Genomic DNA, 24,818 nt, shown 5'->3' on the forward strand with positions numbered 1-24,818 from the left:
GGGGGCCTTCGGCGTTCCGGGACGGTGTCCCGGAACGCGGCGTCATCTCATGGCCGTGCGGCGCAGGCGGCCGCGCAGGGTCTCGGTGAGAGCGCCGAGGGCGAACGCCTGGACCAGGGCTCCGGCGACGATGCCGCCGGTCACGTACCAGTACGGGACCTCGGTGGTGCCCCAGAGATCGATGCCCAGCATCGTGAACAGCAAGGAAGCCGGGGCGGTCAGGAGGAACGAACGGATTCCGACGAAACCGGGGTCTCCGAACGTCGCGACGAGCGCCTCGAAGACGAGGGAGGCGCCGACGATCCCCAGGTAGACGGCGGAGACGGGGTTGGCGAAGGTCAGACGGAACAGGGCGCGAGCGTGCATGGAATTCCCCCCGGAAGAAGCGTTTCTGGCGTGCTGTGTGCTTCTCATGCTTGTCGCCGGCCGTCGTCCGGGCGTGAGTAGACCTACTCATTCGGGGTGGGGGTGCGGGCGCACGGGAAAGCCCCCGTCCGGTGTGCACCGGCCCGGGGGCTCAGGGGATCAGCAGCGGCGCTGTCACGGTGGGAGGAGCGAGGCGTCCTGCGCCGTGGTGCCGTGCGAGGTGCGGGCGGTACCGGTGGAGTTCACGGTGTTCTTCGCGTCGGACGACAGGTGCCGGGTGGCGGGTGAGGAGCCGTGGGCCTCGGCCCGGATGCGCTGCTTCATGGTCGGCGGCAGGGCCCGGTCACGCGGAAGGGTCCATCGCACCGAAGGTCCGGTCGCGGTTGCGCGGGCCGCGGGGGCGTGCTCCTGGGTTGTCGCCGCCGGCTCCGTGTTCGTGTTCGTGGTTTCCGCGGCGGCGGCGGTGGAGGCCGCGAGGCCCAGGGAGGCGAGGAGGGCGAAGAAGGCGGTGATGAAGGCGGTCCAGATGCTCTTGGCCTTGAAGGTGCTCATGGCCCCTCACTTTCGGGTGGTCCGGTTTGCTTACCTTTCCGATGATGTGGATCCGGCCCGCGATTTCGTGGACCGACGCCGCGCAAGCGCCGATCTTCAGATGAACACCACTCTTATGGTTCAACCGGCCGCCACCGGCTTCCGGAGAGCGGATCGAGCGGCGGTCGGACGGTGAGGCACAGGAGGGCGTCGACCGCACTTCCACAGGCGCCAATTGGGTTGCGGGGAGGTCACCGGCCGATATCGGCCGGTGTGTATAGTCGGGCGGCAGAAGTCCCCTACGCCAACGAAAGACGAGGTCGCGCGGTGAAGAAGCTTCTCCTGGTCGCACTGGCCGCCATCGGCGGGCTCCTCGTGTACCGCCAGATCCAGGCGGATCGCGCCGAGCAGGATCTGTGGACGGAGGCGACCGACTCCGTGCCCGCAGGTTCGGGTGTCTGAGACGGAACAGCCTGGTACGAGCCCCGGTCGCTGACGCGGCCGGGGCTCTGTGCTGTTGCGGGACCGTGACAGCCGTGCTCTTGAGTTCACTCACGCAAATCAATAACTTGCTTGAGCAAAGGGTGCGGCTGTTCGGTCTAGGGGGCACAGGTGGGGACAGGGCATCACCGCGGCGGTGTGCGGGCGGGGACATTGATCGGCGGGGCGCTGTTCGCCCTGGTGGCGGGCGTGCTGCCGGCCCTGGCGGGTCCGGCGGACGCCCAGGGGGTACCGGCGGCCGCGCGGACCGGTGGGCACGGCAGCCTGGTGATGGTGCTCGACTCCTCCGGCTCCATGGGGGACGACGACGGCACCGGGCACACCCGGATGGAGAGCGCCCGCGCGGCGGTCTCCACGGTGGTGGACGGGCTGCCTGACGGGTACCCGACCGGGCTGCGGGTCTACGGCGCCGACCGGCCGCGCGGCTGCACGGACACCCGGCTCGTCCAGCCGGTGCGCGAACTGGACCGGGACGCGCTGAAGCGGGCGGTCGAAACCGTACGGCCCCGGGGCGACACCCCCATCGGGCTCTCGCTCCGCAAGGCGGCCGACGATCTGCCGGAGCCGGCGGACGGCGCCATCGGCACGCGCACGATCCTGCTCGTCTCGGACGGCGAGGACAACTGCGGTTCGCCGGAGCCCTGCGAGGTTGCCGCACAGCTCGGTGGGGAAGAGCTCGGGCTGCGGATCGACACCGTCGGCTTCCAGGTGAAGGGCGCTGCCCGCGAGCAGCTGGAGTGCATCGCGCACGCGGGCAACGGCCGCTACTACGACGCACCGGACGCCGACGCGCTGGCCCGCCAGCTCCAGCGCGCCGCCCAGCTCTCCGCGGACGGCTACCGGCTGAAGGGCCGCCGGGTGACGGGCGCGGCCACCGCCGACCGGGCACCCGTACTGGCTCCCGGGCAGTACCTGGACACCATCGGGCCGGGCGAGAAGCGGTACTACGCGGTGGACCTCGACGACGCCTCGACGGCCGACTTCGCCGCGACGGCGGTCCCGCAGCCGGGGGCGGCCGTCGACACCTTCGACGCGCTCACCACCAGGATCGAGCAGGCCGGACACGGGTACTGCGCGGCGAACACCGAGCGCTTCTCGCAGAAGGAGGGCGCGGTTCCGCTGACGGCCGCCGTCGCCCGCGTCCCCTCGCCGGGCGGCGACCGCTCCTGCGACCGCGCGGGGCGCTACCGGCTCGTGGTGGAGCGGGCGGGCAAGAAGGGCTCGGACACGGCCCGTTGGCCGCTGGAGCTGGTCCACGGGGTCGAGGAGCCGCTGGCGGACGGGGTGACGCCCGCCCAGTCGGAGGCGGAGTACGGAGAGGGCGAGAGCGCCCCGCTGCCCACCGGTGACCCGCGCGATGTGCGGGGCGGCACCGGCTTCAACGACGCGCTGGAACTCGGCCGGGGTGTGTGGCGCGACCGGATCCTGCCGTCGCAGACGCTCTGGTACAAGGTCCCGGCGGGCTGGGGCCAGCAGGTCGTGTACGGCGTGGAGTTCGCGAACGAGCCCACTGTCGACCGGCCCGGCTCCACCTACTCGTACGGTGCCTGCCGGCTCTACACCCCGGCCCGCTTCCCACTCGGCGGTGGCGGCGGATTCCGGGCGAGCACGATGTACGACGGCCGCCCCGCGGCGGTCCGGATGGGCGGCGTCCCGGTCGCCTGGACCAACCGCTACGAGAGCGGGGCCGAGGTCCAGCCGGTGCACGTCGGGGGCGACTTCTACATCTCGGTGACCCTGGGGGCCCGCGCCGCGGAGATCGCGGAGAACCCGGAGATCGGGGTGGTGCTGCGGGTCATGGTGCTGGGCGAGGAACGCTCCGGGCCGGGCCGGGACGCCCCGGCGGTCACGGGGACGCCGGACGGGAACGCCGGCGGCGGTCACGGATCCGGCGCGGACAAGAGCGGCGAATCGGCCGCCTCCGCAGACAGCGGAGGTACGGGAGGGGCAGGATGGGCCGTCGTTGCGGCTGCGGGCGCTGGGGCCGCCGCCATGGCCGTGGTCCTGGCCGTGTTCGTATATGTACGCGGCCGCCGCGCGGCAGCCGCACGGATGACGAGGGGAAGCGCGTGATGAGGCGGCGCAGCAGGATGCGGGGGGCGCTCGCGGCGGTGGCGGCGGTGTTCGCGGTGGCGGCGCTGCCCGGGCAGGCGTACGCGGCGGGCGAAGCCGGCACGTACACCTTCGATCCGGACGCCGAGTCGGTCAACGGTGCGGAGGTCAGCGCCGACGCCGTGGCGCTGAAGCCCGACACCGTCTACAAGAGCGCGATCTCGGGCACTCAGAAGCTGTACTACCGGCTGAACCTGGACGCGAAGACGAACGCCTACGTCTCCGCCGTGGTCGTCCCCAAGGGCGGCGGCAAGGTGTTGTACGCCGACGGCTTCACGGTGAGCATCAGGGACAGCTCGGACGACGAATGCAGCTCGAATGACGCCATGTTCGGGTCCGCCGAGTACCCGCGTCCCCTCGCCGCCTACGCCTCCCGGCGGATCGAGGAGGACGGCAACTGCCAGGACGCCGGTACGTATTACGTGCTCGTCGAGCGGGACAGCAAGGCGACGTCCGACCAGGGGGAGTGGGACCTGGAGCTGCGTTACGTCTCCGAGCCGGAGCTCGCGAACCCCTCCGCCGGGCCGACCGACGCCCCCACGTCCTGGCCGTCCGCCTCACCTCCGCCGCCCGCCGCTGCCACGGACAACACCCGTCGCGGGGGCGCCGGTTACTACGACGCCACGAGTCTGGAGACCGGGGAGTGGAAGGACCGCATCGAGCCCGGGCAGACCCTCTTCTACCGGGTCCCGGTGGACTGGGGACAGCAGTTCTTCGCCACGGCCGGGCTGAGCAACAGCACCTCCACGCAGAACCCGTACGTCAGCAGCGCGCTGGCGATGTCACTGGAGAATCCCGCGCTGGGGCACGTCGGTGAGGTGTCGCCGATGTCGTACGCGGGAAAGCCGGCCTCCGTCTCCTTCGACCCGCTGCCCCCGGTGGCGTACGAGAACCGGAACGACTCCAGCGACGACGTCAGGGGCATGCGGTTCGCCGGCTGGTACTACCTCTCCGTCTCGCTGAGCCCCGCGGTCGCGAAGGCGTACGGCGACAAGCCGATCACGCTGACCCTCCAGATCAGCGTGAAGGGACAGGCCGCCAAGACGCCCTACAAGGGGGACGCCGGGATCTTCGCCGTGACCCAGGGCGACAAGGACGCGGCGCGGCAGGGGCAGAGCGGTGCGCAGGCCGCGGCCGACAGCAGGAGCAGCAGCACGATGAAGCTCGTCGCGGCGGCCGGGATCGGCGCCGGCACCGTGCTGGTGCTCTGGATGGGCGCGTGGATGCTGCTCGCGCGGCGCCGCGCGGCCGCCGTACCCGCGGCGCCCACGGGGCAGTACCCGTACGGGGGGCCGCCCCGGGCCTGGTAGCCCTCAGGCCTGGGTCAGCGCCCAGATCCCCACGGCGAAGCAGACCAGCGCCACCAGCAGGACCGGGACCGCCACCTTCGGGGACGGTCCCGGACGCGTTCCCGGGGCGGTCGCCGGTGCCGGTACGGGGGCTCCTGCCTGCGGGGCCGTGTAGGGACGGGTGAACGCCTGGTCGTGCGGGCCGGGAGCCGGTGCGTGCGCCGGGTCGCCGTAGGGGGCGGAGTAGCCGGGCGCCGCGGGGCCCGGGTAGCCGTACGCGGCACCCGGAGCGGCGGTTTGAGGCGCGTGGTGCGCGGGAACGGCCGGCTCGGGCGGCGGGAGGTGGAAGCTGCCCGTCTCTGACATGGAAGCGGGCGCGGAGGGGTACGGCTGCGGCTGCTGTACGCCCGGGGGTGGCACGAACTGCCCACCGGAGTGCGGCCCGTTGGCCTGGGGCGCGGAGGGCTGCGGGGCGGAGGGCTGCGGAGCCGGCGCCTCCGGAGCCAGGTGCGAGGTGGCCGGGTGCGCCGGGGCCTGCTGGTCCGTGGACCGATGACCCGGTGAGTGCAGTGCCGTGGTCCGGCCGGACGGCAGGGGACCGTCCGGACCGAATCCCTCGGGCAGCGGGCCGATCTGGTCGAAGACCTCCACCGGCTCCTCGTCGGCCGACGCATCGGGCAGCATCTCCACGGCCGCGTTCAGCGCCTTGCGCGCACCCGTGGCGGTACGGAAACGGTCCTGCGGGTCCGGCTGCAGCAGCCCCGCGATGACCTGCCACAACGGCTCCGGGACGCCGTCGGGGGCGCTCGGCGTGCCGTGCGCGGCGAAGTGCTCGATGAGGGCCTGGGAATCGGGCTTGGTGCCCTGGAGCAGATACAGGGCGACCAGACCGACCGCGAAGAGGTCCGCCGGGAAGTCCGGTTCCGCTCCCATCATCTGCTCGGGGGCGAAGTAACCGAGCGTCCCCACCACGTAGTTCGTCTCGGTGAGCCGGGGCTCGCCCTTGCGCATGGAGATGCCGAAGTCGGACAGCCGCAGATGCGGCCGGCCCCGGCCGGTGGCCTCCATGAGGATGTTGGCGGGTTTGATGTCCCGGTGCACGACGCCCTCGGCGTGCACCGTCGAGAGGCCGGACAGCAGCTGGTCGAGCAGCGTGCAGACGAACCGAGGGGGCAACGGGCCGTAGTCGCCGATGACATGGGCGAGCGAACCGCCGCTGACGAGGTCCATGGTGAACAGGACCTGGTCGTCGTCGGCGGCCCAGCTGGCCGGCGCGAGGACATGGGGATGCTCGATGCGCAGCGCCTGTTCACGGACGAAGCGGAGCAAGGTGTGCGCGTCGCTCTGCTGGAGCACCTTGGCCGCCACATAGCGGCGGCGCCGGTGGTCCCAGGCGCGCCAGACGGCACCGACCCCACCGCGTCCGATCGGATCGACCAGTTCGTACCGTCCGGCGAAGACCTCACCCATGGCGCTGCGCTCGCTCCCCGTTCCTGTTCCGGCCCGTGCCCCCGTACCGCGAGGGCCGGGGGCCTGTCGTCTGGGTCATGCCGGGCTCGCGGAGCCTGGCACGCCCTAGCTCTGGTGGCTCTCGTAGTGCGCCACCGCTTCCGCGGTGCGCCCTGCCCCGTACACCCTGAGGAACTCTGCCAGTTCCGGATGGGTCGGTGCGAGGGAGTCCGCCGCATCGATGATGTCACCGGCGGCCGCGACCGAGCGCAGCAGCGACTGGATCTCCCGGACCACCCGGCGCACGGTGGGTGCTCCGCCGCTCGACGTGGTCTGGCCGGTGCCCGAGAGCACCGAGCCGCCCTGGGACTTCTTGATCTCCTCCATGCGGTCCGTGGCCTCCCCGGCGCTGACGCTGCCGTCGGCCACCTGGCCGGCCAGTTCCTGAAGTGCCTGGACGCGCTGAACGACAGCCGGGTTGCCGATCTTCGCGCGCTGGCCGCTCATGAGCTGGGAAAGCATGGGAGCGGACAGTCCGAGTGCCGCGGCGAGCCGCGCCTGGTTGAGACCGAGATCGTCGATCAGACGGCGGAAGAGCGCACCCAGTGGCTCTCCGTACCAACTGCGCTGAAGCTCTCTTGCTCTGGCCGTAGCCTCTTGTTGCGCTGCATCCATTGCGTCTCCCCTTCGCATGAGCTTCGCTGCTGCGAACCTCGACCAGCATCTTACGGAGCGTGGTCGCACACGGGGAGTCCCTGATTTTTTGCAGGATCACGGGGGTGAGCCGGTACTCTGTTCTGCGGTGGTGGCCGGAACGTCGAGGCGTTCGGGCTGCGTACTGTCGGGGCCTTAGCTCAGTTGGTAGAGCGCTGCCTTTGCAAGGCAGATGTCAGGAGTTCGAATCTCCTAGGCTCCACCCATACAGATCCCCCCTGACCTGTGGAAACACAGGTCAGGGGGGATCTTTGTACGTGTGCTCCGCGGCCGGGCGCGGATCAGGGGCGGTCGTCGAGATCCGTGCCGTCCACGCCCTCCGGGCCGACCTCGCCCGCCGCCTCGGCGTCCGCCTGCTTGGCCTCGACCTCCGGGTCCAGGATCGCCGAGGTGCTCGGGCTGCCGTCGACGGAGGACAGCGGGCCGCGGTCGTCGACCTCGGTCGGGGCCGGCGGCTCGACCAGCCACTCGGGGTTGGCCTGCTTGTCCCACCAGCGCCACACGGCGTACCCGACGCCCGCGAGGATGCCGGTCACGGCCAGGCCCTTGAACGCCTTGCCGGCCCGGGTCCGACGCTGCTGCTTGCGGGCGAGCTTGCGGATCTGCTTGGCCGTGACCTGGCCGCGCAGGGCGGCCACCGCGGCGGCGCTGCGGGCCGCGGCCTCCTCGGCCACCGGCTGGGCGGCTGCCCTGGCGCTCTCGAGGCGCGGGACGGTGTAGTCCGCGGCGCTGCGGGCGGCCTGACGGGTGACGAGCGCGGCGCGCTGCGCGACCTCGTCGACCTTCGGGGGGACGTGCGTACGGGCGAGCTCGATACGGGGGGCGACGTGCGCGCCGTACTGGACACGGGCCTGCTTGGCTGCCTTCGACACCTTCGGCGCGAGCAGCGTGCGGGCCTCGTGCGCATAGTGAACGGCTTGGTCCTTGGCCGAGTCGGCGTAGGGCGCCACCACGTCCGCGGCGTGCTGCACGCTGTCCCTCGCCGAGTCGGTTGCGGCACGCACGCTGTCGATGCGGGTCACGGGATCCTCCTCCTTGGTGGCGGGTTGGTACTCCGCCTTTCCACCCATTTCGAGATCATGCCTGCGTGGTGCCGGTGGGGCACGTGGGGCGGGCATCCGGGTCATGCGGTGCACAGAGGATGTCCCGGGGCGATGTGGTGCAAGGGGAGCCTTCCGTCGACCATGCCACGGCCCGGACCGCCGCGCGCCGGTTCGGCACGCACTCGGCGGCAGGTTCGGCACGCGCATGGCGGCATCGGTCGCGCCGGGCGGCGCGGAAGGCACCCGGCGCCCGCTTCGGACGCCGCGGGGGCGGTGCGTGCGAGGATCGGGGCGTCGGGGCCGGGCCGGTTGCCGGAGCGGACCGACGCGCAGCGCGGCTGCGCAGAGCACACGTGCAGACTCACGGAAGGCAGATCGTGGCCGAGCAGCTTTACGCCACCTTGAAGACCAACCAGGGCGACATCGAGATCCGGCTCCTGCCGAACCACGCTCCCAAGACGGTCAGGAACTTCGTCGGGCTCGCCACCGGTGAGCGCGAGTGGATCAACCCGGAGACCGGCGAGAAGACCACGGCCCGGCTGTACGACGGCACCGTCTTCCACCGCGTGATCAGCGGTTTCATGATCCAGGGCGGCGACCCGCTGGGGAACGGCACGGGCGGCCCGGGCTACAAGTTCGCGGACGAGTTCCACCCCGATCTCGCCTTCAACAAGCCGTACCTGCTCGCCATGGCCAACTCCGGCCCCGGTACCAACGGCTCGCAGTTCTTCATCACGGTCTCGCCGACCGCCTGGCTGACCGGCAAGCACACCATCTTCGGTGAGGTGTCCGGCGAGGCGGGCAAGAAGGTCGTCGACGCCATCGTGGAAACTCCGACCAACGCGCGTACCGACCGCCCGGTGCAGGACGTCGTCATCGAGTCGGTCGTCGTCGAGAAGCGCTGAGCGCCCTTCGTCACCGCTCGGTCACTCTCCGACCCGACTCCCGGGAACCAACCGCCCCGCTCGTCCGTATCTCATGACAGAACGGACGCGCGGGGCGGTGTCGTGTGCGTCGCCGTGAGACGAGCGCCGAACGACGAGGACCGAGGGGACCGGGAAGCCATGGGACCGATGGACCAGCAGCCGCCGGGTGCGTCCGGACCGCGCCCGCCCGTCGATGGGCCGCCCGTCTGCTACCGCCACCCGGACCGTGAGACGGCGGTCCGGTGCGTCCGCTGCGACCGCCCCATCTGCCCCCAGTGCATGGTCAGCGCCTCGGTCGGCTTCCAGTGCCCCGACTGCGTCCGCCAGAGCTCCGGTACGGGACACGGCGCGTCCGTCACGCAGCCGCGCACGCTGGCCGGCGGCCTCGTCGCGGCCGACCCGCGGCTGATCACCAAGATCCTGCTGGGGATCAACATCGCGATGTTCGTCGCGGTATCGGTGGACGACGCGCTGCTCGACAAGCTGGTGCTGCTCGGCCGGGCCAACCTCTACTACGGCGGGCCGCCCGAGGGCATCGCCGAGGGCCAGTGGTACCGGCTGGTGACGTCGATGTTCCTGCACCAGGAGGTGTGGCACATCGCCTTCAACATGCTGGGGCTGTGGTGGCTGGGCGGCCCTCTGGAAGCGGTGCTGGGCCGTGTCCGCTACCTCGCGCTGTATCTGATCTCGGGGCTGGCCGGCGGCGCGCTGACGTACTGGCTCGCGGAGCCGAACCAGCCCTCGCTGGGGGCGTCCGGCGCCATCTTCGGTCTGCTGGGCGCGACCATCGTGCTGATGCGCAGGCTGAACTACGACATGCGCCCGGTCTTCATGATCCTCGCGCTCAACCTGATCATCACCTTCAACCCCTGGGGCGGGATCGCCTGGCAGGCGCATGTCGGGGGGCTCGTCGCAGGAGTGCTGATCGGGATCGCCATGCTGCACGCCCCGCGTGAGCGGCGTGACCTCGTGCAGTTCGGGGCCTGCGCGGTGGTCCTGCTGGCCACCTTCCTGATCGTGGTGACCAGAACGGCCGCCCTGTCCTGAAAGGTGTTCCCGGCACCTTTCACAAGCGGTTGTGGGCCATTTGTGACCGAAGTTGTCCACAGGGTTCCACAGCGTGATCCCGATCTTGTGCATAGTGCGGGCACAACTGCGCCCCTTGTCCCTGAGCTGGGTTTTTCCAGTCGGGGCAAGGGGCGTCCCGCCCCCGGGCGGGAGCGGCTGCAGTCACACCGGCGTCAACGGCCGGAGAGTTATCCACAGATCGTCTGACCTTTTCCCCCACCTGTGGATAACGCTGTGGGTAACTCAGGGCAGGGGTTGCGCGGCAGTGCCGACGTGTGGTTTACGCGGTGGTGCGGGCTACTTCCACTGGGTGGAGACGCCGAAGCCGCCGGCGATGAAGCCGAAGCCGACGACGATGTTCCAGTTCCCCAGCGACTTGACCGGCAGGTCGCCGTCGGTCACATAGAAAACGACGATCCAGGCCAACCCGATCAGGAACAGCGCCAGCATCACGGGCGCGACCCAGCTGCGGTTGGTCAGCTTTATGTTGGTCGCCTGCTTCGCCGGAGGCGGCGTGAAGTCGGCCTTCTTGCGGATACGTGACTTCGGCACGAGGAACTCTCCTGTCGATGCGCTGCGTGACCGCGCAGGGAACTGTGGCTGGCGCCGGGGCTGGGCGCGAGGGGGAATGTGGCCTCCCCGGGGCGTCCGTTAGCGTAGTGCTTCCGTGGCACCGAAGGAGATAAGGGTACGTTGAGCAATTCTGCCGACTCTCCCCCCGGGCCGGTCCGGCGCACCTTCCGGCACCCGGTCAGAGTGCTCACGGCTGCCGTTTTCGCCCTTGCCGGTCTCATCTTCGTGACCAGCGCGAATACGGCGAAGGGCACCAATATCCGCACCGACGCCTCGCTGCTGAAGCTCTCCGACCTCATCCAGCAGCGCAGCGAGAAGAACGCCGCCCTCGAGGAGTCCGCCGCCTCCGTGCGCGGGGACATCGACAGCCTCGCCCAGCGCGACAACGGCAGCACCAAGGCGGAGGCCGCCAAGCTCAAGGCGCTGGAGCGGAACGCGGGCACCACCGAGCTGTCCGGTGCGGCGGTGTCCGTCACGCTCGACGACGCCCCGCCGAACGCCACCGCGAGCCCCGGCTACCCCGACCCGCAGCCCAACGACCTGGTCATCCACCAGCAGGACCTCCAGGCGGTCGTCAACGCCCTCTGGCAGGGTGGCGCCAAGGGCGTCAAGGTCATGGACCAGCGGCTGATCTCCACCAGCGCCGTGCGCTGCGTCGGCAACACCCTGATCCTCCAGGGCCGGGTCTACTCACCCCCGTACAAGATCACCGCGGTGGGCGATCCCGGGGCGCTGCGGCGTGCGCTGGACGCCTCGCCGGCGATCCAGAACTACCTGCTGTACGTGAAGGCGTACGGGCTCGGCTGGAAGGTCGACGAGCACGTGGCGGTGACGCTTCCCGGCTACTCCGGCACGGTGGATCTGCACTACGCGGAGCCGGTGGAGTAGCGGACGGCTTCCGGCGCCGCACAGCTTTCCACAGGCTGCCCACGCCGGGCCCCCCGCCCTTTAGTCTGGTCCCGTACCGAATGGAGGGTCTGGATGTACAGCTGGATCTGGCGGCATCTGCCGGGCAACGTGTGGGTGCGCGCGTTCATTTCGCTCGTGCTCGCCCTGGCGGTCGTCTATGTGCTGTTCCAGTACGTCTTCCCCTGGGCGGAGCCGCTGCTTCCGTTCGGTGACGTGACGGTCGACGGTGCGGGCGCGGCGACGGGGGCCGGCCGATGAGCGCCCGCATCCTGGTCGTCGACAACTACGACAGCTTCGTCTTCAACCTCGTCCAGTACCTGTACCAGCTGGGTGCCGAGTGCGAGGTGCTGCGCAACGACGAGGTCACCACGGCCCACGCCCAGGACGGCTTCGACGGCGTCCTGCTCTCCCCCGGCCCCGGCACGCCGGAGCACGCGGGTGTCTGCATCGACATGGTGCGGCACTGCGCGGCGACCGGCGTCCCCGTCTTCGGGGTCTGCCTGGGCATGCAGTCCATGGCGGTGGCGTACGGCGGTGTCGTCGGCCGCGCCCCCGAGCTGCTGCACGGCAAGACGTCCCCGGTGCTCCACGAGGGCGCGGGCGTCTTCGCCGGTCTGCCCTCGCCCTTCACCGCGACCCGCTACCACTCGCTCGCCGCCGAACCGGACACGGTCCCCGAGGAGCTGGAGGTCACCGCGCGGACCGCCGACGGGATCATCATGGGCCTGCGCCACCGGGAGCTGGCCGTCGAGGGCGTGCAGTTCCACCCCGAGTCGGTGCTCACCGAGTACGGCCACCTGATGCTGGCCAACTGGCTGGTGCGCTGCGGGGACGCCGGAGCCGTCGAGAGGTCGGCGGGGCTCGCTCCGGTGGTGGGCAAGGCCGTCGCGTGACCCCACCCCGCCACGGAGCCGGGGCCGGGCAGGACGACCCGCACGATCCGCGGTCGTACGAGGCCCCGGGCGCGTTCCAGGCGGCGGTCCACGGGCTGTCCGACCCGTTGAACGACCCGCTGCCGGAGCCGGACCCCGTGCCGCCGCCCCAGCAGACCCCGTACGACCCCCATGGCCCTCAGCAGGCCGCGCAGGAGTGGTACGACCCCGAGGGCTACCAACGCGACTGGTACGGCCCCCAGGACCCCGTACAGCCGGCCTCCGCCGGTCCGTACGCTCCGTCCGACGACGTACAGCAGTCCCCCGCCGGTCCGTACGCCCCGTCCGACGATGCCGTGGAGCCCGCCACCGAGGTGCTCGGGCGAATAGACGCGGACGAACCGGTCGTTCCGGCGCCGCGCCCGGACCCGGAGGAGGCCGACGAGGCCGGCGGCGCCCTCGCGGCGGCTGCGCCTCTCGCCCCGCCCACCGGCGGCCGCGCCGAGCGCCGACGGGCCGCCAAGGGCCGTGGCCGGCGGCGGCCCGCGCCGCGGCCGGGGCCCGAGAACGCGGCCCCCGCGAAGCCCATGACCCGCATGGAGGCGCGTCGGGCGGCCAAGGCCGCCAAGGACAGCCCCGCGGTCGTCATCAGCCGGGGCATCGGCGAACTGTTCATCACGCTCGGCGTCCTGATGCTGCTGTTCGTCACCTACCAGCTCTGGTGGACGAACGTGCGCGCCGACCAGATCGCCGGCCGGGAGACCCACAAGATCCAGGACGACTGGGCCAAGGGCACCCCGAAACAGGAGGCGTTCGAGCCAGGGCAGGGTTTCGCCATCATCCACATCCCCAAGCTGGACGTCGTCACGCCCATCGCCGAGGGCACCAGCAAGGAGAAGGTCCTCGACCGGGGCATGGTCGGCCACTACAGCGAGAAGCCGCTGCGTACGGCGATGCCCTCCGACAAGCAGGGCAACTTCGCGCTGGCCGGTCACCGCAACACGCACGGGGAGCCGTTCCGCTACATCAACCGGCTGAAGCCCGGCGACCCGATCGTGGTCGAGACCCGGGAGGCGTACTACACGTACGAGATGACGAGCGTGCTGCCGCAGACCTCGCCGTCCAACGTCTCCGTGATCGGGCCGGTCCCGAAGCAGTCCGGGTTCACCGAGCCCGGCCGCTACATCACGTTGACGACGTGTACACCCGAATTCACGAGTACGTACCGTTTGATCGTCTGGGGCAAGATGGTCGACGAACGGCCGCGCAGCAAGGGGAAGCCCGACGTGCTCGTGGACTGAACGGGCTGGAGTCACGAGGACAGGGCGGTGCTATGACAGCGACGACCGAGGACCACGAGCGGACCGACGAATCCGCTCCCCCCGCGCGGAAGGGCGGCCGCCATCCCATCGCGACCGCCGTCAGCGTCTTCGGTGAACTCCTCATCACCGCAGGTCTGGTGCTCGGGCTCTTCGTCGTCTACTCCCTGTGGTGGACGAACGTGCTCGCCGACCGCGAGGCCACCAAGCAGGGCAACACCGTCCGCGACCGCTGGGCCGACGGGCCCGGCGCGCTGGACACCAAGGACGGCATCGGCTTCCTCCACGTCCCGTCGATGAAGAACGGCGAGGTGCTCGTCAAGAAGGGCACCGACACCGAGACGCTCAACGACGGAGTCGCCGGCTACTACACCGATCCGGTGAAATCCGCGCTCCCCTCCGACAAGGAGGGCAACTTCACGCTGGCCGCCCACCGGGACGGGCACGGGGCGAAGTTCCACAACATCGACAAGGTGCACGACGGGGACGCGATCGTCTTCGAGACGAAGGACACCTGGTACATCTACAAGGTCTTCAACGAGCTGCCGGAGACGTCCAAGTACAACGTCGACGTGCTGGGCCCCGTCCCGAAGGGCTCCGGAGTGAAGAAGGCCGGCCGCTACATCACGCTCACGACCTGCACCCCGGTCTACACGTCGAAGTACCGCTACATCGTGTGGGGCGAGCTGGTCCGTACGGAGAAGGTCGACCGCGACCGCACCAAGCCGGCGGAGCTGCGCTGACGCGGGCGTCACGACAGAGGGCCCCGGTCACCTTCGCGGTGACCGGGGCCCTCTGTTCGTGTCCGGGGACGTCTCCTACCGGCCGTTCGGGCCGCCGAAGATGCCGCCGCCTCCGCCCTCGACGGTGTTCAGGGTGACCGTGCCGCCCTTGTCCACCGGCTGGTTGGGCATCGGAGTACTCATGGCCACCTTGGCGTCCGGCTTGTCGACCGAACCGGGACCGAGTGCGACGACCAAGCCCATGGACTCCAGCTGCGCCTTCGCGTCCTGGTACGTCTTGCCCAGGATGTCGCCCGGGACGTTGACCTTTTCGGGCTCGGGGGGCCCTTGGAGACCTTGAGGATGATCGAGGTGTCCTTGCCGGCCTTCGTGTTCGCCTCGGGGTTCTGGCCGATCACCTCGTTCGCCGGCTTGTCGGAGTCCTCGTCGGACCTGCCGATGTTGGTGAAGCCGAGGCCCTTCAGCTGGTTCACCGCGTCATCGTACGAGCGGGTGCTGACGTCGGGCACGGTGAGCAGCTTCTCCGTGGCGACCTTGAGCTCGACCTCGGAGTTCTCCTCGGCCTTCGAGCCGCCCTTGGGCGACTGCTCCAGGACCGTGCCGGGGTCGGCCTGGTCGGACTCGACCGAGGTGACGTTGACCGTGAAGCCCTTGTCCTCCAGGGCCTTGCGGGCGTTGTCCTCGGACTTCTCCGTGACGTCGGGGACTTCGATCTTCGGCGCGCCGCTGGAGACGAAGACCGTGACGGTCTCCTGCTCCTTCATCTGCTCCTTGGCCGTCGGCGTCTGGCGGCAGATCTTGCCCTTGGGCTGGGCCTCGCACTCTTCCTTCGGGCCGACCTCGAGCTTGACGTTCGCGTTGTCGGCGAGCTTCTGGGCGTCCTTGACGGTGATACCGACCATGTTGGGCACGTCGAACGCGCCCTCGTCGCCGCCGTCCCCGCCGAAGACCGCCTTGCCGATGAGGATCGCGCCGATCAGCACCAGGATGCCCGCGATGACCAGCAGGATCGTCGAGGTGTTGCTCTTCTTCTGCTTGCGGCGGTCCGGGCGGTCGTCGTAGCCGTAGCCGCCGTCGTCCGGGTTGACCGGCGGCAGCATCGACGTGCGCTCGCCGTTCGGGTCGGTGGCCCGCAGGGCGGTGGTGGGCTGGTCGTTGTCGTACCCGCCGTAGCCGCCGTACCCCGCCGCTCCCATCGCGGCGGTGGCGGCGACCGGCTGGCCGTCGAGGCACGCCTCGATGTCGGCACGCATCTCGTCGGCCGACTGGTAGCGGTAGTCGGGGTCCTTGGTGAGCGCCTTCAGCACGATCGCGTCCATGGCGGGCGTGATCTCGGGGTCGAAGTTGCTCGGCGGCTGCGGCTCTTCCCGTACGTGCTGGTACGCGACCGCCACCGGGGAGTCCCCGACGAACGGCGGGCGGACTGTCAGCAGCTCGTAGAGCAGGCAGCCGGTCGAGTACAGGTCGGACCGTGCGTCGACCTGCTCGCCCTTGGCCTGCTCGGGGGAGAGGTACTGGGCGGTGCCGATGACGGCCGCGGTCTGGGTCATCGTCATGCCGGAGTCGCCCATGGCGCGGGCGATGCCGAAGTCCATGACCTTGACCTGTCCGGTCCGGGTCAGCATGACGTTGGCCGGCTTGATGTCCCGGTGGACGATGCCCGCCCGGTGCGAGTACTCCAGCGCCTGCAGGATCCCCACGGTCATTTCGAGCGTGCGCTCGGGCAGCAGTCTGCGCCCCGAGTGCAGCAGCTCCCGGAGCGTCGAGCCGTCCACGTACTCCATGACGATGTACGGGATGGAGACCCCGTCGACGTAGTCCTCGCCGGTGTCGTACACCGCGACGATCGCCGGATGGTTGAGCGAGGCGGCGGACTGGGCCTCACGGCGAAACCGGGCCTGGAAGGACGGGTCGCGGGCGAGGTCCGCCCGGAGCGTCTTCACGGCGACGGTGCGGCCGAGCCGGGTGTCGTGGGCGAGGTAGACCTCGGCCATGCCACCACGGCCGAGCACCGAGCCCAGCTCGTACCGGCCGCCGAGGCGACGCGGCTCTTCCATAACTGTTCCAGCCCTCTCCGTCAGTCCTGACCGCACCGGTGTGCGGTCCGGCGGTGTGCTGTTCGCGCATACGCTACCGGCCGCGCATCAGCTGATCGGCCGGGAGGCAATACCTGATATCCGACCGGTATCCGCGGAGGCGCATTTGCGGCCGGATGTGAGCGGCATCACTTCTCGCTGTCGATGACCGCCTTCATGACCGCCTTCGCGATCGGGGCGGCCAGGCCGCCACCGGAGATGTCGTCGCGGGTGGCGTCGCTGTCCTCGACGACGACGGCCACGGCCACCGGTGAACCGGAGTCGGTCTTCGCGTACGAGAGGAACCACGCGTACGGGTTCTCGCTGTTCTTCACGCCGTGCTGGGCGGTACCGGTCTTGCCGCCGACCGTGACGCCGGGGATCTGGGCGTTGGTGCCGGTGCCCTCCTTGACGACGGTCTCCATGATCGACTGGAGCTTCTGGGCGTTCTCCGCCGAGAGGGGACGGCTGAACTCTTCCTTCTCGTGCGTGTAGATCACGTCCAGATTGGGTGCCTTGCGCTCGGCGACCATGTACGGCTGCATGAGCTTGCCGTCGTTGGCCACGGCGGAGGCGACCATCGCCATCTGGAGCGGGGTGGCGCGGTTGGACGCCTGGCCGATGCCCGCCATGGCGTTCTGCGGCCGGTTGTCCTCGGGGTAGACGCTGGCGTTCGAGCGGACCGGGGTGAAGATCTCCTTGTTGAAGCCGAACTTGCCGGCCTCGTCGATCATCTTCTGGTTGCCCAGGTCATCGCTGATCTTGCCGAAGACGGTGTTGCAGGAGTACCGCAGCGCCTTGCGGAGCGAGGCGTTCTTGCACGGGATGTTGCCCTCGTTGGGCAAGGGCTGAGGGGGGCTGGTCAGCGGGAGGTTCCAGGGCAGCGGCGACTTCGTGTCCTCGTCGACGTCGGTGTAGAGCCCGTTCTCCAGGGCGGCGGCGGCGGTGACGACCTTGAACGTCGAGCCGGGCGGGTACGTCTCGCGCAGCGCCCTGTTGAGCATCGGCTTGTCCTTGTCCTTCAACAGGGACTGCCACGCCTTGGTGTCGTCTCCGCCGTTGCCCGCGAAGGTCGAGGGGTCGTACGAGGGGGTGCTGGCGAGCGCCAGGATCGCGCCCGTCTCCGGGTCGAGGGCGACGACGGCGCCCTTCTTCTTGCCGAGGCCCTCGAAGGCGGCCTTCTGCGCGGCGCTGTTGAGCGTGGTGACGACGTTGCCGCCCTGCTCGTCGTCGCCGGTGAACATCGACATGGTGCGGTTGAAGAAGAGCTGGTCGTCGTTGCCGGTGAGGATGCCGTCCTCGATGCTCTCCAGCTGCGTGGCGCCGAATGCCTGCGACGAATAGCCGGTGACGGGGGCCCACATGGGGCCGTCCTTCCAGACCCGCTTGTACTTGAAGTCGCTGTCCTTGGTCTCGGCGGACCCGGTGACGGACTTGCCGTCGACGATGATGTTGCCGCGCTCGTGCGCGTACCGCTCGATGCGGACCCGGCGGTTCTCGTCGCGGGTGTTGAGCGAGTCGGCCTTCACGTACTGCAGGTAGTTGGTCCGCGCGAGCAGGGCGAAGATCAGGACGCCGCAGAAGATCGCGATCCGGCGCAGTGGCTTGTTCACGGTCGGACCACCTGGGTCATCTCGGCGTCGGTCGAGGGTGCGGGCGCGGGCGCGGGGCGCCGGGCGGTGTCGCTGATGCGGATGAGGATGCCGATGAGGGCCCAGTTGGCGAGAACGGACGAGCCACCGTAGGCGAGGAACGGCATCGTCATACCGCTCAGCGGGATCAGGCCCATGACGCCGCCGGCCACCACGAAGACCTGGATGGCGAACGCGCCGGAGAGGCCTGCTGCCAGGAGCTTGCCGAAGGGGTCGCGGGCGGCGAGAGCGGTACGGATGCCGCGCTCGACGATCAGGCCGTAGATCAGCAGGACGGCCATCATCCCCGCGAGGCCGAGCTCTTCGCCGACGGTTGAGAGGATGAAGTCCGCGTTGGCGGCGAACATGATCAGGTCCGAATGGCCCTGACCCAGGCCGGTGCCGATCGTGCCGCCGGAGCCGAAGGACATGAGGGACTGCGCGATCTGGTCGCTCTGTGCCATCGTCGCCTTGCCGAACGGGTCGAGCCAGGCGTTCACCCGCTCCTGCACGTGGGGCTCGAACGAGGCCACACCCACCGCGCCTGCCGCCGACATCAGCAGACCGAAGACGATCCAGCTGGTCCGCTCGGTGGCGACGTACAGCATGATCACGAAGAGGCCGAAGAACAGCAGCGACGTACCGAGGTCGGTCTCGAAGACGAGGATCAGGATGGACAGGGCCCAGATGGTGATGATCGGGCCGAGGTCGCGTCCACGGGGCAGGTACAGACCCATGAAACGGCGGCTGGCGAGAGCCAGCGCGTCCCTTTTGACCATCAGGTAGCCGGAGAAGAAGATCGCGATGAGGATCTTGGCGAACTCACCCGGCTGGATCGTGAAGGAGCCGACGCTGATCCAGATCTTCGCGCCGTTCACCGGGGGGAAGAACATGGGGATGATCAGCAGAACGAGAGCCGCGGCCATCGAGATGTACGTGTAGCGCTGCAGGATGCGGTGGTCTTTGAGGACCATCAGGACCGCGGCGAAGAAGGCGACGCCGATCGCCGAGTAGAGCAGCTGCTTGGGGGCGTCGGGGCTGTACGACCCGTACAGGAACTCCGCGCGCCTGATCAGCCTCTCCGACTGGTCGAGCCGCCAGATCAGCACCAGGCCCAGCCCGTTCAGCAGCGTGGCCAGCGGCAGCAGCAGCGGGTCCGCGTACGGGGCGAACTTCCGCACCACGAGATGGGCGACACCGCCGAGCAGGATGAGCCCCGCTCCGTAGCCGAACATGCCGGAAGGCAGCTTGCCGTCCAGGGCCAGGCCCACGTTGGCGTAGGCGAACACCGAGATGGCGATGGCGAAGACCATCATCATCAGTTCGGTGTTGCGCCGGCTCGGCGCGTTGATCGCGCCGATCGTGGTCGTGTTGGTGACAACGCTCATGGTGCTGAAGGCCCCCTACGGCTCTACTTCTTACCGCACTGCGGGACCAGCTTCTTCTCTTCCTCCGAGAGGCTGGGCCCAGGAGTGGGAGTCGTGGAAGTCTGCTCGGACTTGGTGTCGCCACCGGTCTTGGCGGAGCTGGACGCCTTGGTGGCGTCGGTGTCCGTTCCCTGCGCCTGGCCCTCGTCGCCGTGTTCCTTCTCGGCGGCGCGGCGCTGCTCGTCCTTCTTGCAGGCGGACGCCTGGACGGAGAGCTCGGTGATCTTCTCGCGGGCGTCGGCGAGGCTGCCCTCGGCGATCGTCGCTTCGACCTTCTTGCGCTGGTAGGCGGGGAGGTACTTGAGTTCGATCTCGGGATGGTCCGTCTCGACCTTCGAGAGCGAGAGCCAGCCCAGGTCCTGGCTGATGCCCCGGTACAGCGCGACGTTGTCGTTCTTCGCGCCCACGTAGAACTGGGTCTGGGTCCAGCGGTAGCCGCCGTACAGACCGCCGCCGACGACCGCCAGCGCGAGCACGGTGTACAGGGACCGCTTCAGCCACTTGCGGCCGCCGCGCTTGACGAAGTCGTCGTCCGTGTAGGACGAGAAGGACCCCTCGGGCATGTCCCCGTAGTCGCCGTCGTCGCCGCTGCCGGGAGGGCCGAAGCTGCCCGAGGGCGGCGGTACGGGACGGCCGAGGCCGGCCGCGCGCCCGGCGGGCGTCTGCATCGCGCCGCCGTCGTTCAGCTGGGCCGCCTGGTTCTCGGCGACCGCGCCGACGACGACCGGGGTGTCACTGAGCTGCCCGGCCAGGGTGTCGTTGCTGTCGACGTCGAAGACATCGGCGACGATGCAGGTGATGTTGTCCGGTCCGCCGCCGCGCAGGGCGAGCTGGATCAGGTCCTGGATCGTCTCCTGGGGGCCCTGGTAGCTGGCGAGCGTCTCCTCCATCGTCTGGTGGGAGACGACGCCGGAGAGCCCGTCGGAGCAGATCAGGTAGCGGTCGCCGGCCCGGACCTCACGGATGGAGAGGTCGGGTTCGACGTGGTCGCCACTGCCCAGCGCGCGCATCAGCAGGGAGCGCTGCGGGTGGGTGGTGGCCTCCTCCTCGGTGATGCGGCCCTCGTCGACCAGGCGCTGGACCCAGGTGTGGTCCTGCGTGATCTGGGTGAGCACGCCGTCGCGCAGCAGGTACGCGCGCGAGTCGCCGACGTGGACCAGGCCGAGGCGCTGGCCGGTCCAGAGGAGGGCGGTGAGCGTGGTGCCCATGCCCTCCAGCTGCGGGTCCTCCTCGACCATCATCCGCAGCTGGTCGTTGGCCCGCTGGACCGCCGTACCGAGCGAGGTGAGGATGTCGGAACCCGGGACGTCGTCGTCGAGCTGGACGAGGGTGGAGATCACCTCGGAGCTGGCGACCTCACCGGCCGCCTGTCCGCCCATGCCGTCGGCGATCGCGAGAAGGCGGGGACCGGCGTAGCCGGAGTCCTCGTTGCCTTCCCGGATCATGCCCTTGTGCGATCCGGCGGCGAAGCGCAGGGACAGACTCATGCGCACCTCACCCGTCGGTTCGGGGTACAGCCGGTCTCGAGCCACACTGCCCACCCTCCGGTCGGGAGCCTGGCCGGATCCGATGCCCGGACCCCCGCGGCTCGCTCGCTCCGCTCGCTCATTGTCGTACTACTTCCGCAGCTCGATGACGGTCTTGCCGATCCGGATCGGCGCGCCCAGCGGAACAGGCGTCGGGGTGGTGAGACGGGTCCGGTCCAGGTACGTGCCGTTGGTGGACCCGAGATCCTCGACGATCCACTGGCCGTCACGGTCGGGGTAGATCCTGGCATGCCTGCTGGACGCGTAGTCGTCGTCCAGCACGATCGTTGAATCATGGGCCCGGCCCAGCGTGATGGTCTGCCCCTGGAGCGCCACCGTGGTGCCGGTGAGCGTGCCCTCGGAGACGACCAGCTTGGTCGGGGCTCCCCGGCGCTGGCGGCCGGGCTGCTGGCGCTGCTGCGGCGGTGCCGCGTTGTTCTGGCGCGCCTGTGGCGGACGTGCGTCGGACGCGGTGCGGCGTGAGCCGCGCTGCGTGACGCGCGTTCCGAACAGGTCGCTGCGAATGACCTGGACGGCCACGATCACGAACAGCCACAGAACAGCCAGGAAACCTAGCCGCATGACCGTCAGGGTCAGCTCTGACATTGCCCCCGCTTCACCCTTCGGCTTGCCGGTAAACGATGGTGGTGCTGCCCACGACGATCCGCGAGCCGTCGCGGAGCGTAGCGCGGGTGGTGTGCTGCCCGTCTACCACGATGCCGTTGGTAGACCCGAGATCCTGGATCGTCGAGGGCGTTCCGGTCCTGATCTCACAGTGCCGGCGGGAGACGCCGGGGTCGTCGATCCGCACGTCGGCTTCGGTGCTGCGGCCCATGACGAGCGTCGGGCGGGAGATCTGGTGGCGGGTGCCGTTGATCTCGATCCAGCGCCGCACCTGCACGTTCGGCAGGGAGGTGGGGGTGGCCGGCGGGCGGCGGTCCTGGCCGCCGTGGCGCCCGGCACCCGGCGGCGGGGCCGCGGGCATGGGCGGGGCGGAGGACGGCGGGTAGCCGTAGCCGCCGGGCGCCTGCGGGGCGGGCCGGCCGGGCTGGTTCGGGTAGCCCTGCTGGGGGGACTGGGCACCGTAGCTCTGCCCCTGTCCCTGCGCCTGTGACGAACTCGAGGCCAGCGTGCGGCTGCGGACCCGGTAGAGACCGGTGTCAAGGTCCTCGGCCTTCTCCAGGTGGACCTTGATCGGGCCCATGAAGGTGTACCGCTGCTGCTTGGCGTAGTCCCGGACGAGGCCGGAGAGCTCGTCGCCCAGCTGGCCGGAGTAAGGGCTCAGGCGCTCGTAGTCGGGCGCGCTCAGCTCGACGATGAAGTCATTGGGGACGACGGTGCGCTCACGGTTCCAGATGGTGGCGTTGTTGTCGCACTCCCGCTGGAGGGCACCCGCGATCTCAACCGGCTGGACCTCGGACTTGAAGACCTTGGCGAAAGTGCCGTTGACCAGTCCTTCGAGACGCTGCTCGAAACGCTTCATCACTCCCATGGGGCACCTCCTCCGGTGTCATCGTCCCTGTACTGCTTACTGATCGTATCCACGCGTCGGGAAATCGGCTGGTTCCCCTCGTCTGCCCTGTGGATGAGTGTCCCCCCTCACACGGATCGTAGAGGCGGCCTCCTCACAGTGTCCCGCACGTTGGGCGCACTCAGGAGGAGTGGGGGGCGACCGCTCCGGGTTCCCGGTTTCTTTCGGACGTTCATCGGACATCGGCCGAGCGTGCGGCGAGTGCCCGCCGAGCGGGCGGCGAAACAACGGATGTGAATCCACCCTGTCCAGCGTGCTAATCTTCCGGATGTCGCCAGGCGCTCGCACCGCAAAGTGAGAGAGTCTGGAAACACCACTCATGCGCGAGTGGCGGAACGGCAGACGCGCTGGCTTCAGGTGCCAGTGTCCTTAGGGACGTGGGGGTTCAAATCCCCCCTCGCGCACAAGAAGGAAGCCCCCCAGGCCTTGGCCCGGGGGGCTTCTTCAGTTCGGTCGGCAGTCTCCGCGGGTGTGCTTTGTTTCACGTGAAACGCCCGATTTACGACTGCGGGGCGTCGCCCGTCGCGTTGTAGCGCAGGAGGTAGGCGGCGAACCGGGAGAGGTCGTCCGCCGTCCAGTCCGCGAGGCGTTCCTGGTAGGCGGCCCGGCGGCTGGCCTGGGTGGCGGCGAGGGCCTGTGTGCCGGCCTCGGTGGGGTGCAGGACCTGGATGCGGTGGTCGTCCGGGTCGGGGTGACGTTCGACGAGGCCGAGCTTCTCCAGGGCGCCGATCTGCCGGCTGACCGTGGATTTGTCGAGCATGTAGTGCGCCGCCAGGTCGGTCGCGCGGCAGCCCTGCTGGTCGTCGATGTGGGCCAGCAGCGTGTACGAGACGAGCGGCAGCTCCGGATGGAGCCGGGCCGCCGCGGCCCGCGCGCGGCGGGCGAAGGCGGTCAGTTCGCGCTGGATGACATCCAGCGACTCCTCGCGTTCTCCGGGGGTGCCTGGCACGGGGTTCGCCTTCCTCTGAAGTTCAGTTGTATAGTACAACGGAATTGAAGTTGTAAAAGCCAACCAGTTGGGTTGTAAAAGCCAACTGGCTGCCGGTCGTCTGGAGTCCCCATGTCCGCAGGCCCCAGCGCCGCCGCCGGTTCGCCGGCGGGCGCGCTGCGTCACGTACTGAGCCATCTCGTCACACCCCTGCTGATGTGCATCGGCATGGGGCTCGCCTACCTGGGCGCCTTCCACGCCCCGGAGCCGCACGACCTGCGGGTGGACGTGGTCGGCTCGGGGCCCAGCGCGCAGGTGCTCGCGCAGACGCTCCAGGACGAGGGGGACGGGGCGCTCAGCGTGCGTACCGTCGCCGACCGTGCGACCGCGGCCGAGCACCTGCGCACGCAGGACAGCTACGGCGCCTACATCCCGGGCAGGGCACCCGAACTGCTCGTCGCGAGTGCCGCGTCCGACACCAGCGCGACGGTGGTCGAGAAGGTCTTCACCCAGGTCGCGGCCGGACAGGACGCCCCGCTGAAGGTGACGGACACGGCGCCCACGGCGGACGGAGACCCGACGGGCCAGGGGATCTTCTTCCTGCTGGTCGCCGTGAGCATCGGCTCGTACGCGTCCGTCGCCGTGATCGGCGGCGCCGGGGCGGTCCTGCGGCTGCGGGTGCGGGCGGCGCTGGCGCTGGGGGCCTCGCTGGTGGTGAGTGCCATCGGGGCGGTCTTCGCGGGGCCGCTGTTCGGCCTCGTGGACCACGGGCTCGCGGGCCTCTGGGCCATGGCCTGGCTCTACTCGGCGGGCATCCTGCTGATCGGTGTGGGGCTGCACACCTTCCTCAAGCGCTGGACCACGCTCGGCGTCATGGTGCTGTTCGTCATGCTCAACTTCACCAGCTCCGGCGGGATCTTCCGCCCCGAGCTGCAGCCCGGCTTCTTCGGGGCACTGCACTCCTTCTGGAACGGCGCGGGCTTCGTGGAGGGAGTACGCAGCCACGTGTACTTCGGCGGCCACGCGCTGGGCGGGAACCTGCTGGTGCTGGCGCTCTGGTTCGCCGCGGGCCTGGCGATACTCGGTCTCGCCGGTCTCGCCGAGAGGAAGCGCCGGCCGGCGGCCCCGTTTCCGGCCGCCCCCGCCGCACAGCCGGAGGCCGGGCACGAGGCCGAGGCGTCGGCCGGGGAGGAAGAGGAGATGGAGGAGGCGGTGGGGGTCTGACCAGCCACGGGGCTCCGCAGGGAGTTGTCCACAGGGGGAGACGGCGGTCGGTGTACGGCGG

23 protein-coding genes, 2 tRNA genes and 1 pseudogene are annotated in these 24,818 nt (G+C 69.8%); 13 read left to right on the forward strand and 13 right to left on the reverse strand.

Annotation, left to right across the window (positions count from 1 at the left end):
- Window positions 1-42: 42 nt before the first annotated feature.
- Together BLW14_RS15895 and BLW14_RS15900 are read right to left on the reverse strand one after the other, a co-directional pair.
- Complete coding sequence (locus BLW14_RS15895; RefSeq protein WP_093707927.1) at window positions 43-366, reverse strand: SCO4225 family membrane protein; 324 nt, start codon at window positions 364-366, stop codon at window positions 43-45.
- Window positions 367-540: 174 nt separating this feature from the next.
- The gene (locus BLW14_RS15900) at window positions 541-918 is read right to left on the reverse strand and encodes a DUF6344 domain-containing protein (RefSeq protein WP_093707928.1); all 378 of its coding nucleotides are present in this window, start codon (window positions 916-918) and stop codon (window positions 541-543) included.
- Between the two features lie 306 nt (window positions 919-1,224).
- Here BLW14_RS15900 and BLW14_RS34800 point away from each other — a divergent pair, with 306 nt between their 5' ends.
- The 3 genes from BLW14_RS34800 (at window position 1,225) to BLW14_RS15915 (ending at window position 4,820) form a co-directional block, all read left to right on the forward strand.
- Window positions 1,225-1,359, forward strand: a complete 135-nt coding sequence (locus BLW14_RS34800) for a DLW-39 family protein (RefSeq protein WP_003958712.1) — start codon at window positions 1,225-1,227, stop codon at window positions 1,357-1,359.
- A 192-nt stretch (window positions 1,360-1,551) separates the two neighbouring features.
- Window positions 1,552-3,471 (forward strand): vWA domain-containing protein, encoded by a 1,920-nt coding sequence (locus tag BLW14_RS15910; protein WP_093707930.1) that lies wholly within the window; start codon window positions 1,552-1,554, stop codon window positions 3,469-3,471.
- 17 nt (window positions 3,472-3,488) lie between these two features.
- The gene (locus tag BLW14_RS15915) at window positions 3,489-4,820 is read left to right on the forward strand and encodes a hypothetical protein (RefSeq protein WP_093707931.1); all 1,332 of its coding nucleotides are present in this window, start codon (window positions 3,489-3,491) and stop codon (window positions 4,818-4,820) included.
- A gap of 3 nt (window positions 4,821-4,823) precedes the next feature.
- On the opposite strand, the gene BLW14_RS15920 is transcribed toward BLW14_RS15915, so the two are convergent.
- Both BLW14_RS15920 and BLW14_RS15925 read right to left on the reverse strand, forming a co-directional pair.
- The gene (locus BLW14_RS15920; protein WP_093707932.1) at window positions 4,824-6,269 is read right to left on the reverse strand and encodes a serine/threonine protein kinase; all 1,446 of its coding nucleotides are present in this window, start codon (window positions 6,267-6,269) and stop codon (window positions 4,824-4,826) included.
- A 105-nt stretch (window positions 6,270-6,374) separates the two neighbouring features.
- Window positions 6,375-6,923 (reverse strand): helix-turn-helix domain-containing protein, encoded by a 549-nt coding sequence (locus tag BLW14_RS15925; protein WP_093707933.1) that lies wholly within the window; start codon window positions 6,921-6,923, stop codon window positions 6,375-6,377.
- Window positions 6,924-7,091: 168 nt separating this feature from the next.
- Here BLW14_RS15925 and BLW14_RS15930 point away from each other — a divergent pair.
- Window positions 7,092-7,164, forward strand: a tRNA-Ala gene (locus tag BLW14_RS15930).
- 79 nt (window positions 7,165-7,243) lie between these two features.
- Here the strand turns inward: BLW14_RS15930 and BLW14_RS15935 are convergent.
- Window positions 7,244-7,984: a DUF5324 family protein gene (locus tag BLW14_RS15935; protein ID WP_093710748.1), complete on the reverse strand. Its 741-nt coding sequence runs from the start codon at window positions 7,982-7,984 to the stop codon at window positions 7,244-7,246.
- A gap of 398 nt (window positions 7,985-8,382) precedes the next feature.
- On the opposite strand from BLW14_RS15935, the gene BLW14_RS15940 reads away from it, so the two are divergent.
- Window positions 8,383-8,910: a peptidylprolyl isomerase gene (locus BLW14_RS15940; RefSeq protein ID WP_093707934.1), complete on the forward strand. Its 528-nt coding sequence runs from the start codon at window positions 8,383-8,385 to the stop codon at window positions 8,908-8,910.
- A 168-nt stretch (window positions 8,911-9,078) separates the two neighbouring features.
- Window positions 9,079-9,978 (forward strand): rhomboid family intramembrane serine protease, encoded by a 900-nt coding sequence (locus BLW14_RS15945; RefSeq protein WP_093707935.1) that lies wholly within the window; start codon window positions 9,079-9,081, stop codon window positions 9,976-9,978.
- Between the two features lie 318 nt (window positions 9,979-10,296).
- Here the strand turns inward: BLW14_RS15945 and crgA are convergent, their stop codons facing one another.
- Entirely contained in the window at window positions 10,297-10,551 is a 255-nt protein-coding gene (gene crgA, locus BLW14_RS15950) for a cell division protein CrgA (RefSeq protein ID WP_093707936.1), read from the reverse strand.
- Window positions 10,552-10,692: 141 nt separating this feature from the next.
- On the opposite strand from crgA, the gene BLW14_RS15955 reads away from it, so the two are divergent.
- The 5 genes from BLW14_RS15955 to BLW14_RS15975 all read left to right on the forward strand — a co-directional run bounded on the left by BLW14_RS15955 (window position 10,693) and on the right by BLW14_RS15975 (window position 14,415).
- Window positions 10,693-11,460: a DUF881 domain-containing protein gene (locus BLW14_RS15955; RefSeq protein ID WP_177153994.1), complete on the forward strand. Its 768-nt coding sequence runs from the start codon at window positions 10,693-10,695 to the stop codon at window positions 11,458-11,460.
- Window positions 11,461-11,553: 93 nt separating this feature from the next.
- Window positions 11,554-11,739, forward strand: a complete 186-nt coding sequence (locus BLW14_RS15960; protein WP_093707938.1) for a hypothetical protein — start codon at window positions 11,554-11,556, stop codon at window positions 11,737-11,739.
- A complete protein-coding gene (locus tag BLW14_RS15965; protein ID WP_093707939.1) occupies window positions 11,736-12,374 on the forward strand; it encodes an aminodeoxychorismate/anthranilate synthase component II in 639 nt (212 codons plus the stop codon). Before BLW14_RS15960 ends, BLW14_RS15965 begins: the two co-directional genes overlap by 4 nt.
- Entirely contained in the window at window positions 12,371-13,654 is a 1,284-nt protein-coding gene (locus BLW14_RS15970) for a class E sortase (protein WP_093707940.1), read from the forward strand. The genes BLW14_RS15965 and BLW14_RS15970 overlap by 4 nt, the downstream gene beginning before the upstream one ends.
- Window positions 13,655-13,686: 32 nt before the next feature.
- Window positions 13,687-14,415 carry a class E sortase gene (locus BLW14_RS15975; RefSeq protein WP_093707941.1) on the forward strand — a complete coding sequence of 243 codons (729 nt, stop codon included), beginning with the start codon at window positions 13,687-13,689 and terminating at the stop codon, window positions 14,413-14,415.
- Between the two features lie 75 nt (window positions 14,416-14,490).
- Here BLW14_RS15975 and pknB read toward each other — a convergent pair.
- The 6 genes and pseudogenes from pknB to BLW14_RS16005 all read right to left on the reverse strand — a co-directional run bounded on the left by pknB (window position 14,491) and on the right by BLW14_RS16005 (window position 22,566).
- Window positions 14,491-16,472 (reverse strand): annotated as a pseudogene (gene pknB / locus BLW14_RS15980) (Stk1 family PASTA domain-containing Ser/Thr kinase).
- 167 nt (window positions 16,473-16,639) lie between these two features.
- The gene (locus BLW14_RS15985; protein ID WP_093707942.1) at window positions 16,640-18,103 is read right to left on the reverse strand and encodes a peptidoglycan D,D-transpeptidase FtsI family protein; all 1,464 of its coding nucleotides are present in this window, start codon (window positions 18,101-18,103) and stop codon (window positions 16,640-16,642) included.
- Window positions 18,100-19,509 carry an FtsW/RodA/SpoVE family cell cycle protein gene (locus BLW14_RS15990; protein WP_093707943.1) on the reverse strand — a complete coding sequence of 470 codons (1,410 nt, stop codon included), beginning with the start codon at window positions 19,507-19,509 and terminating at the stop codon, window positions 18,100-18,102. The genes BLW14_RS15985 and BLW14_RS15990 overlap by 4 nt, the downstream gene beginning before the upstream one ends.
- Before the next feature lie 23 nt (window positions 19,510-19,532).
- Window positions 19,533-21,035 carry a Stp1/IreP family PP2C-type Ser/Thr phosphatase gene (locus BLW14_RS15995; RefSeq protein ID WP_093707944.1) on the reverse strand — a complete coding sequence of 501 codons (1,503 nt, stop codon included), beginning with the start codon at window positions 21,033-21,035 and terminating at the stop codon, window positions 19,533-19,535.
- Window positions 21,036-21,164: 129 nt separating this feature from the next.
- Window positions 21,165-21,680 carry an FHA domain-containing protein FhaB/FipA gene (locus BLW14_RS16000; RefSeq protein WP_018522117.1) on the reverse strand — a complete coding sequence of 172 codons (516 nt, stop codon included), beginning with the start codon at window positions 21,678-21,680 and terminating at the stop codon, window positions 21,165-21,167.
- A 10-nt stretch (window positions 21,681-21,690) separates the two neighbouring features.
- Window positions 21,691-22,566, reverse strand: a complete 876-nt coding sequence (locus BLW14_RS16005) for an FhaA domain-containing protein (RefSeq protein ID WP_093707945.1) — start codon at window positions 22,564-22,566, stop codon at window positions 21,691-21,693.
- 360 nt (window positions 22,567-22,926) lie between these two features.
- Here BLW14_RS16005 and BLW14_RS16010 point away from each other — a divergent pair.
- Window positions 22,927-23,009: transfer RNA gene (locus BLW14_RS16010), tRNA-Leu, on the forward strand.
- A gap of 95 nt (window positions 23,010-23,104) precedes the next feature.
- On the opposite strand, the gene BLW14_RS16015 is transcribed toward BLW14_RS16010, so the two are convergent.
- Window positions 23,105-23,554, reverse strand: a complete 450-nt coding sequence (locus BLW14_RS16015) for a MarR family winged helix-turn-helix transcriptional regulator (RefSeq protein WP_018522119.1) — start codon at window positions 23,552-23,554, stop codon at window positions 23,105-23,107.
- A gap of 111 nt (window positions 23,555-23,665) precedes the next feature.
- Here BLW14_RS16015 and BLW14_RS16020 point away from each other — a divergent pair, with 111 nt between their 5' ends.
- A complete protein-coding gene (locus tag BLW14_RS16020; protein ID WP_093707946.1) occupies window positions 23,666-24,757 on the forward strand; it encodes an ABC-2 transporter permease in 1,092 nt (363 codons plus the stop codon).
- The last annotated feature ends 61 nt before the right edge of the window (window positions 24,758-24,818 follow it).

Source organism: Streptomyces sp. 2131.1 (assembly GCF_900105515.1).
GTDB classification, from domain to species: Bacteria; Actinomycetota; Actinomycetes; order Streptomycetales; family Streptomycetaceae; genus Streptomyces; species Streptomyces drozdowiczii.

What these genes read in the sequence shown, in the direction of transcription:
- BLW14_RS15895 (WP_093707927.1), bottom strand. Translation starts at nt 366, where the DNA reads ATGCACGCTCGCGCCCTGTTCCGTCTGACCTTCGCCAACCCCGTCTCC.
- BLW14_RS15900 (WP_093707928.1), bottom strand. Translation starts at nt 918, where the DNA reads ATGAGCACCTTCAAGGCCAAGAGCATCTGGACCGCCTTCATCACCGCC.
- BLW14_RS15915 (WP_093707931.1), top strand. Translation starts at nt 3,489, where the DNA reads ATGCGGGGGGCGCTCGCGGCGGTGGCGGCGGTGTTCGCGGTGGCGGCG.
- BLW14_RS15920 (WP_093707932.1), bottom strand. Translation starts at nt 6,269, where the DNA reads ATGGGTGAGGTCTTCGCCGGACGGTACGAACTGGTCGATCCGATCGGA.
- BLW14_RS15925 (WP_093707933.1), bottom strand. Translation starts at nt 6,923, where the DNA reads ATGGATGCAGCGCAACAAGAGGCTACGGCCAGAGCAAGAGAGCTTCAG.
- BLW14_RS15945 (WP_093707935.1), top strand. Translation starts at nt 9,079, where the DNA reads ATGGACCAGCAGCCGCCGGGTGCGTCCGGACCGCGCCCGCCCGTCGAT.
- BLW14_RS15960 (WP_093707938.1), top strand. Translation starts at nt 11,554, where the DNA reads ATGTACAGCTGGATCTGGCGGCATCTGCCGGGCAACGTGTGGGTGCGC.
- BLW14_RS15965 (WP_093707939.1), top strand. Translation starts at nt 11,736, where the DNA reads ATGAGCGCCCGCATCCTGGTCGTCGACAACTACGACAGCTTCGTCTTC.
- BLW14_RS15975 (WP_093707941.1), top strand. Translation starts at nt 13,687, where the DNA reads ATGACAGCGACGACCGAGGACCACGAGCGGACCGACGAATCCGCTCCC.
- BLW14_RS15990 (WP_093707943.1), bottom strand. Translation starts at nt 19,509, where the DNA reads ATGAGCGTTGTCACCAACACGACCACGATCGGCGCGATCAACGCGCCG.
- BLW14_RS15995 (WP_093707944.1), bottom strand. Translation starts at nt 21,035, where the DNA reads ATGAGTCTGTCCCTGCGCTTCGCCGCCGGATCGCACAAGGGCATGATC.
- BLW14_RS16000 (WP_018522117.1), bottom strand. Translation starts at nt 21,680, where the DNA reads ATGTCAGAGCTGACCCTGACGGTCATGCGGCTAGGTTTCCTGGCTGTT.
- BLW14_RS16005 (WP_093707945.1), bottom strand. Translation starts at nt 22,566, where the DNA reads ATGGGAGTGATGAAGCGTTTCGAGCAGCGTCTCGAAGGACTGGTCAAC.
- BLW14_RS16020 (WP_093707946.1), top strand. Translation starts at nt 23,666, where the DNA reads ATGTCCGCAGGCCCCAGCGCCGCCGCCGGTTCGCCGGCGGGCGCGCTG.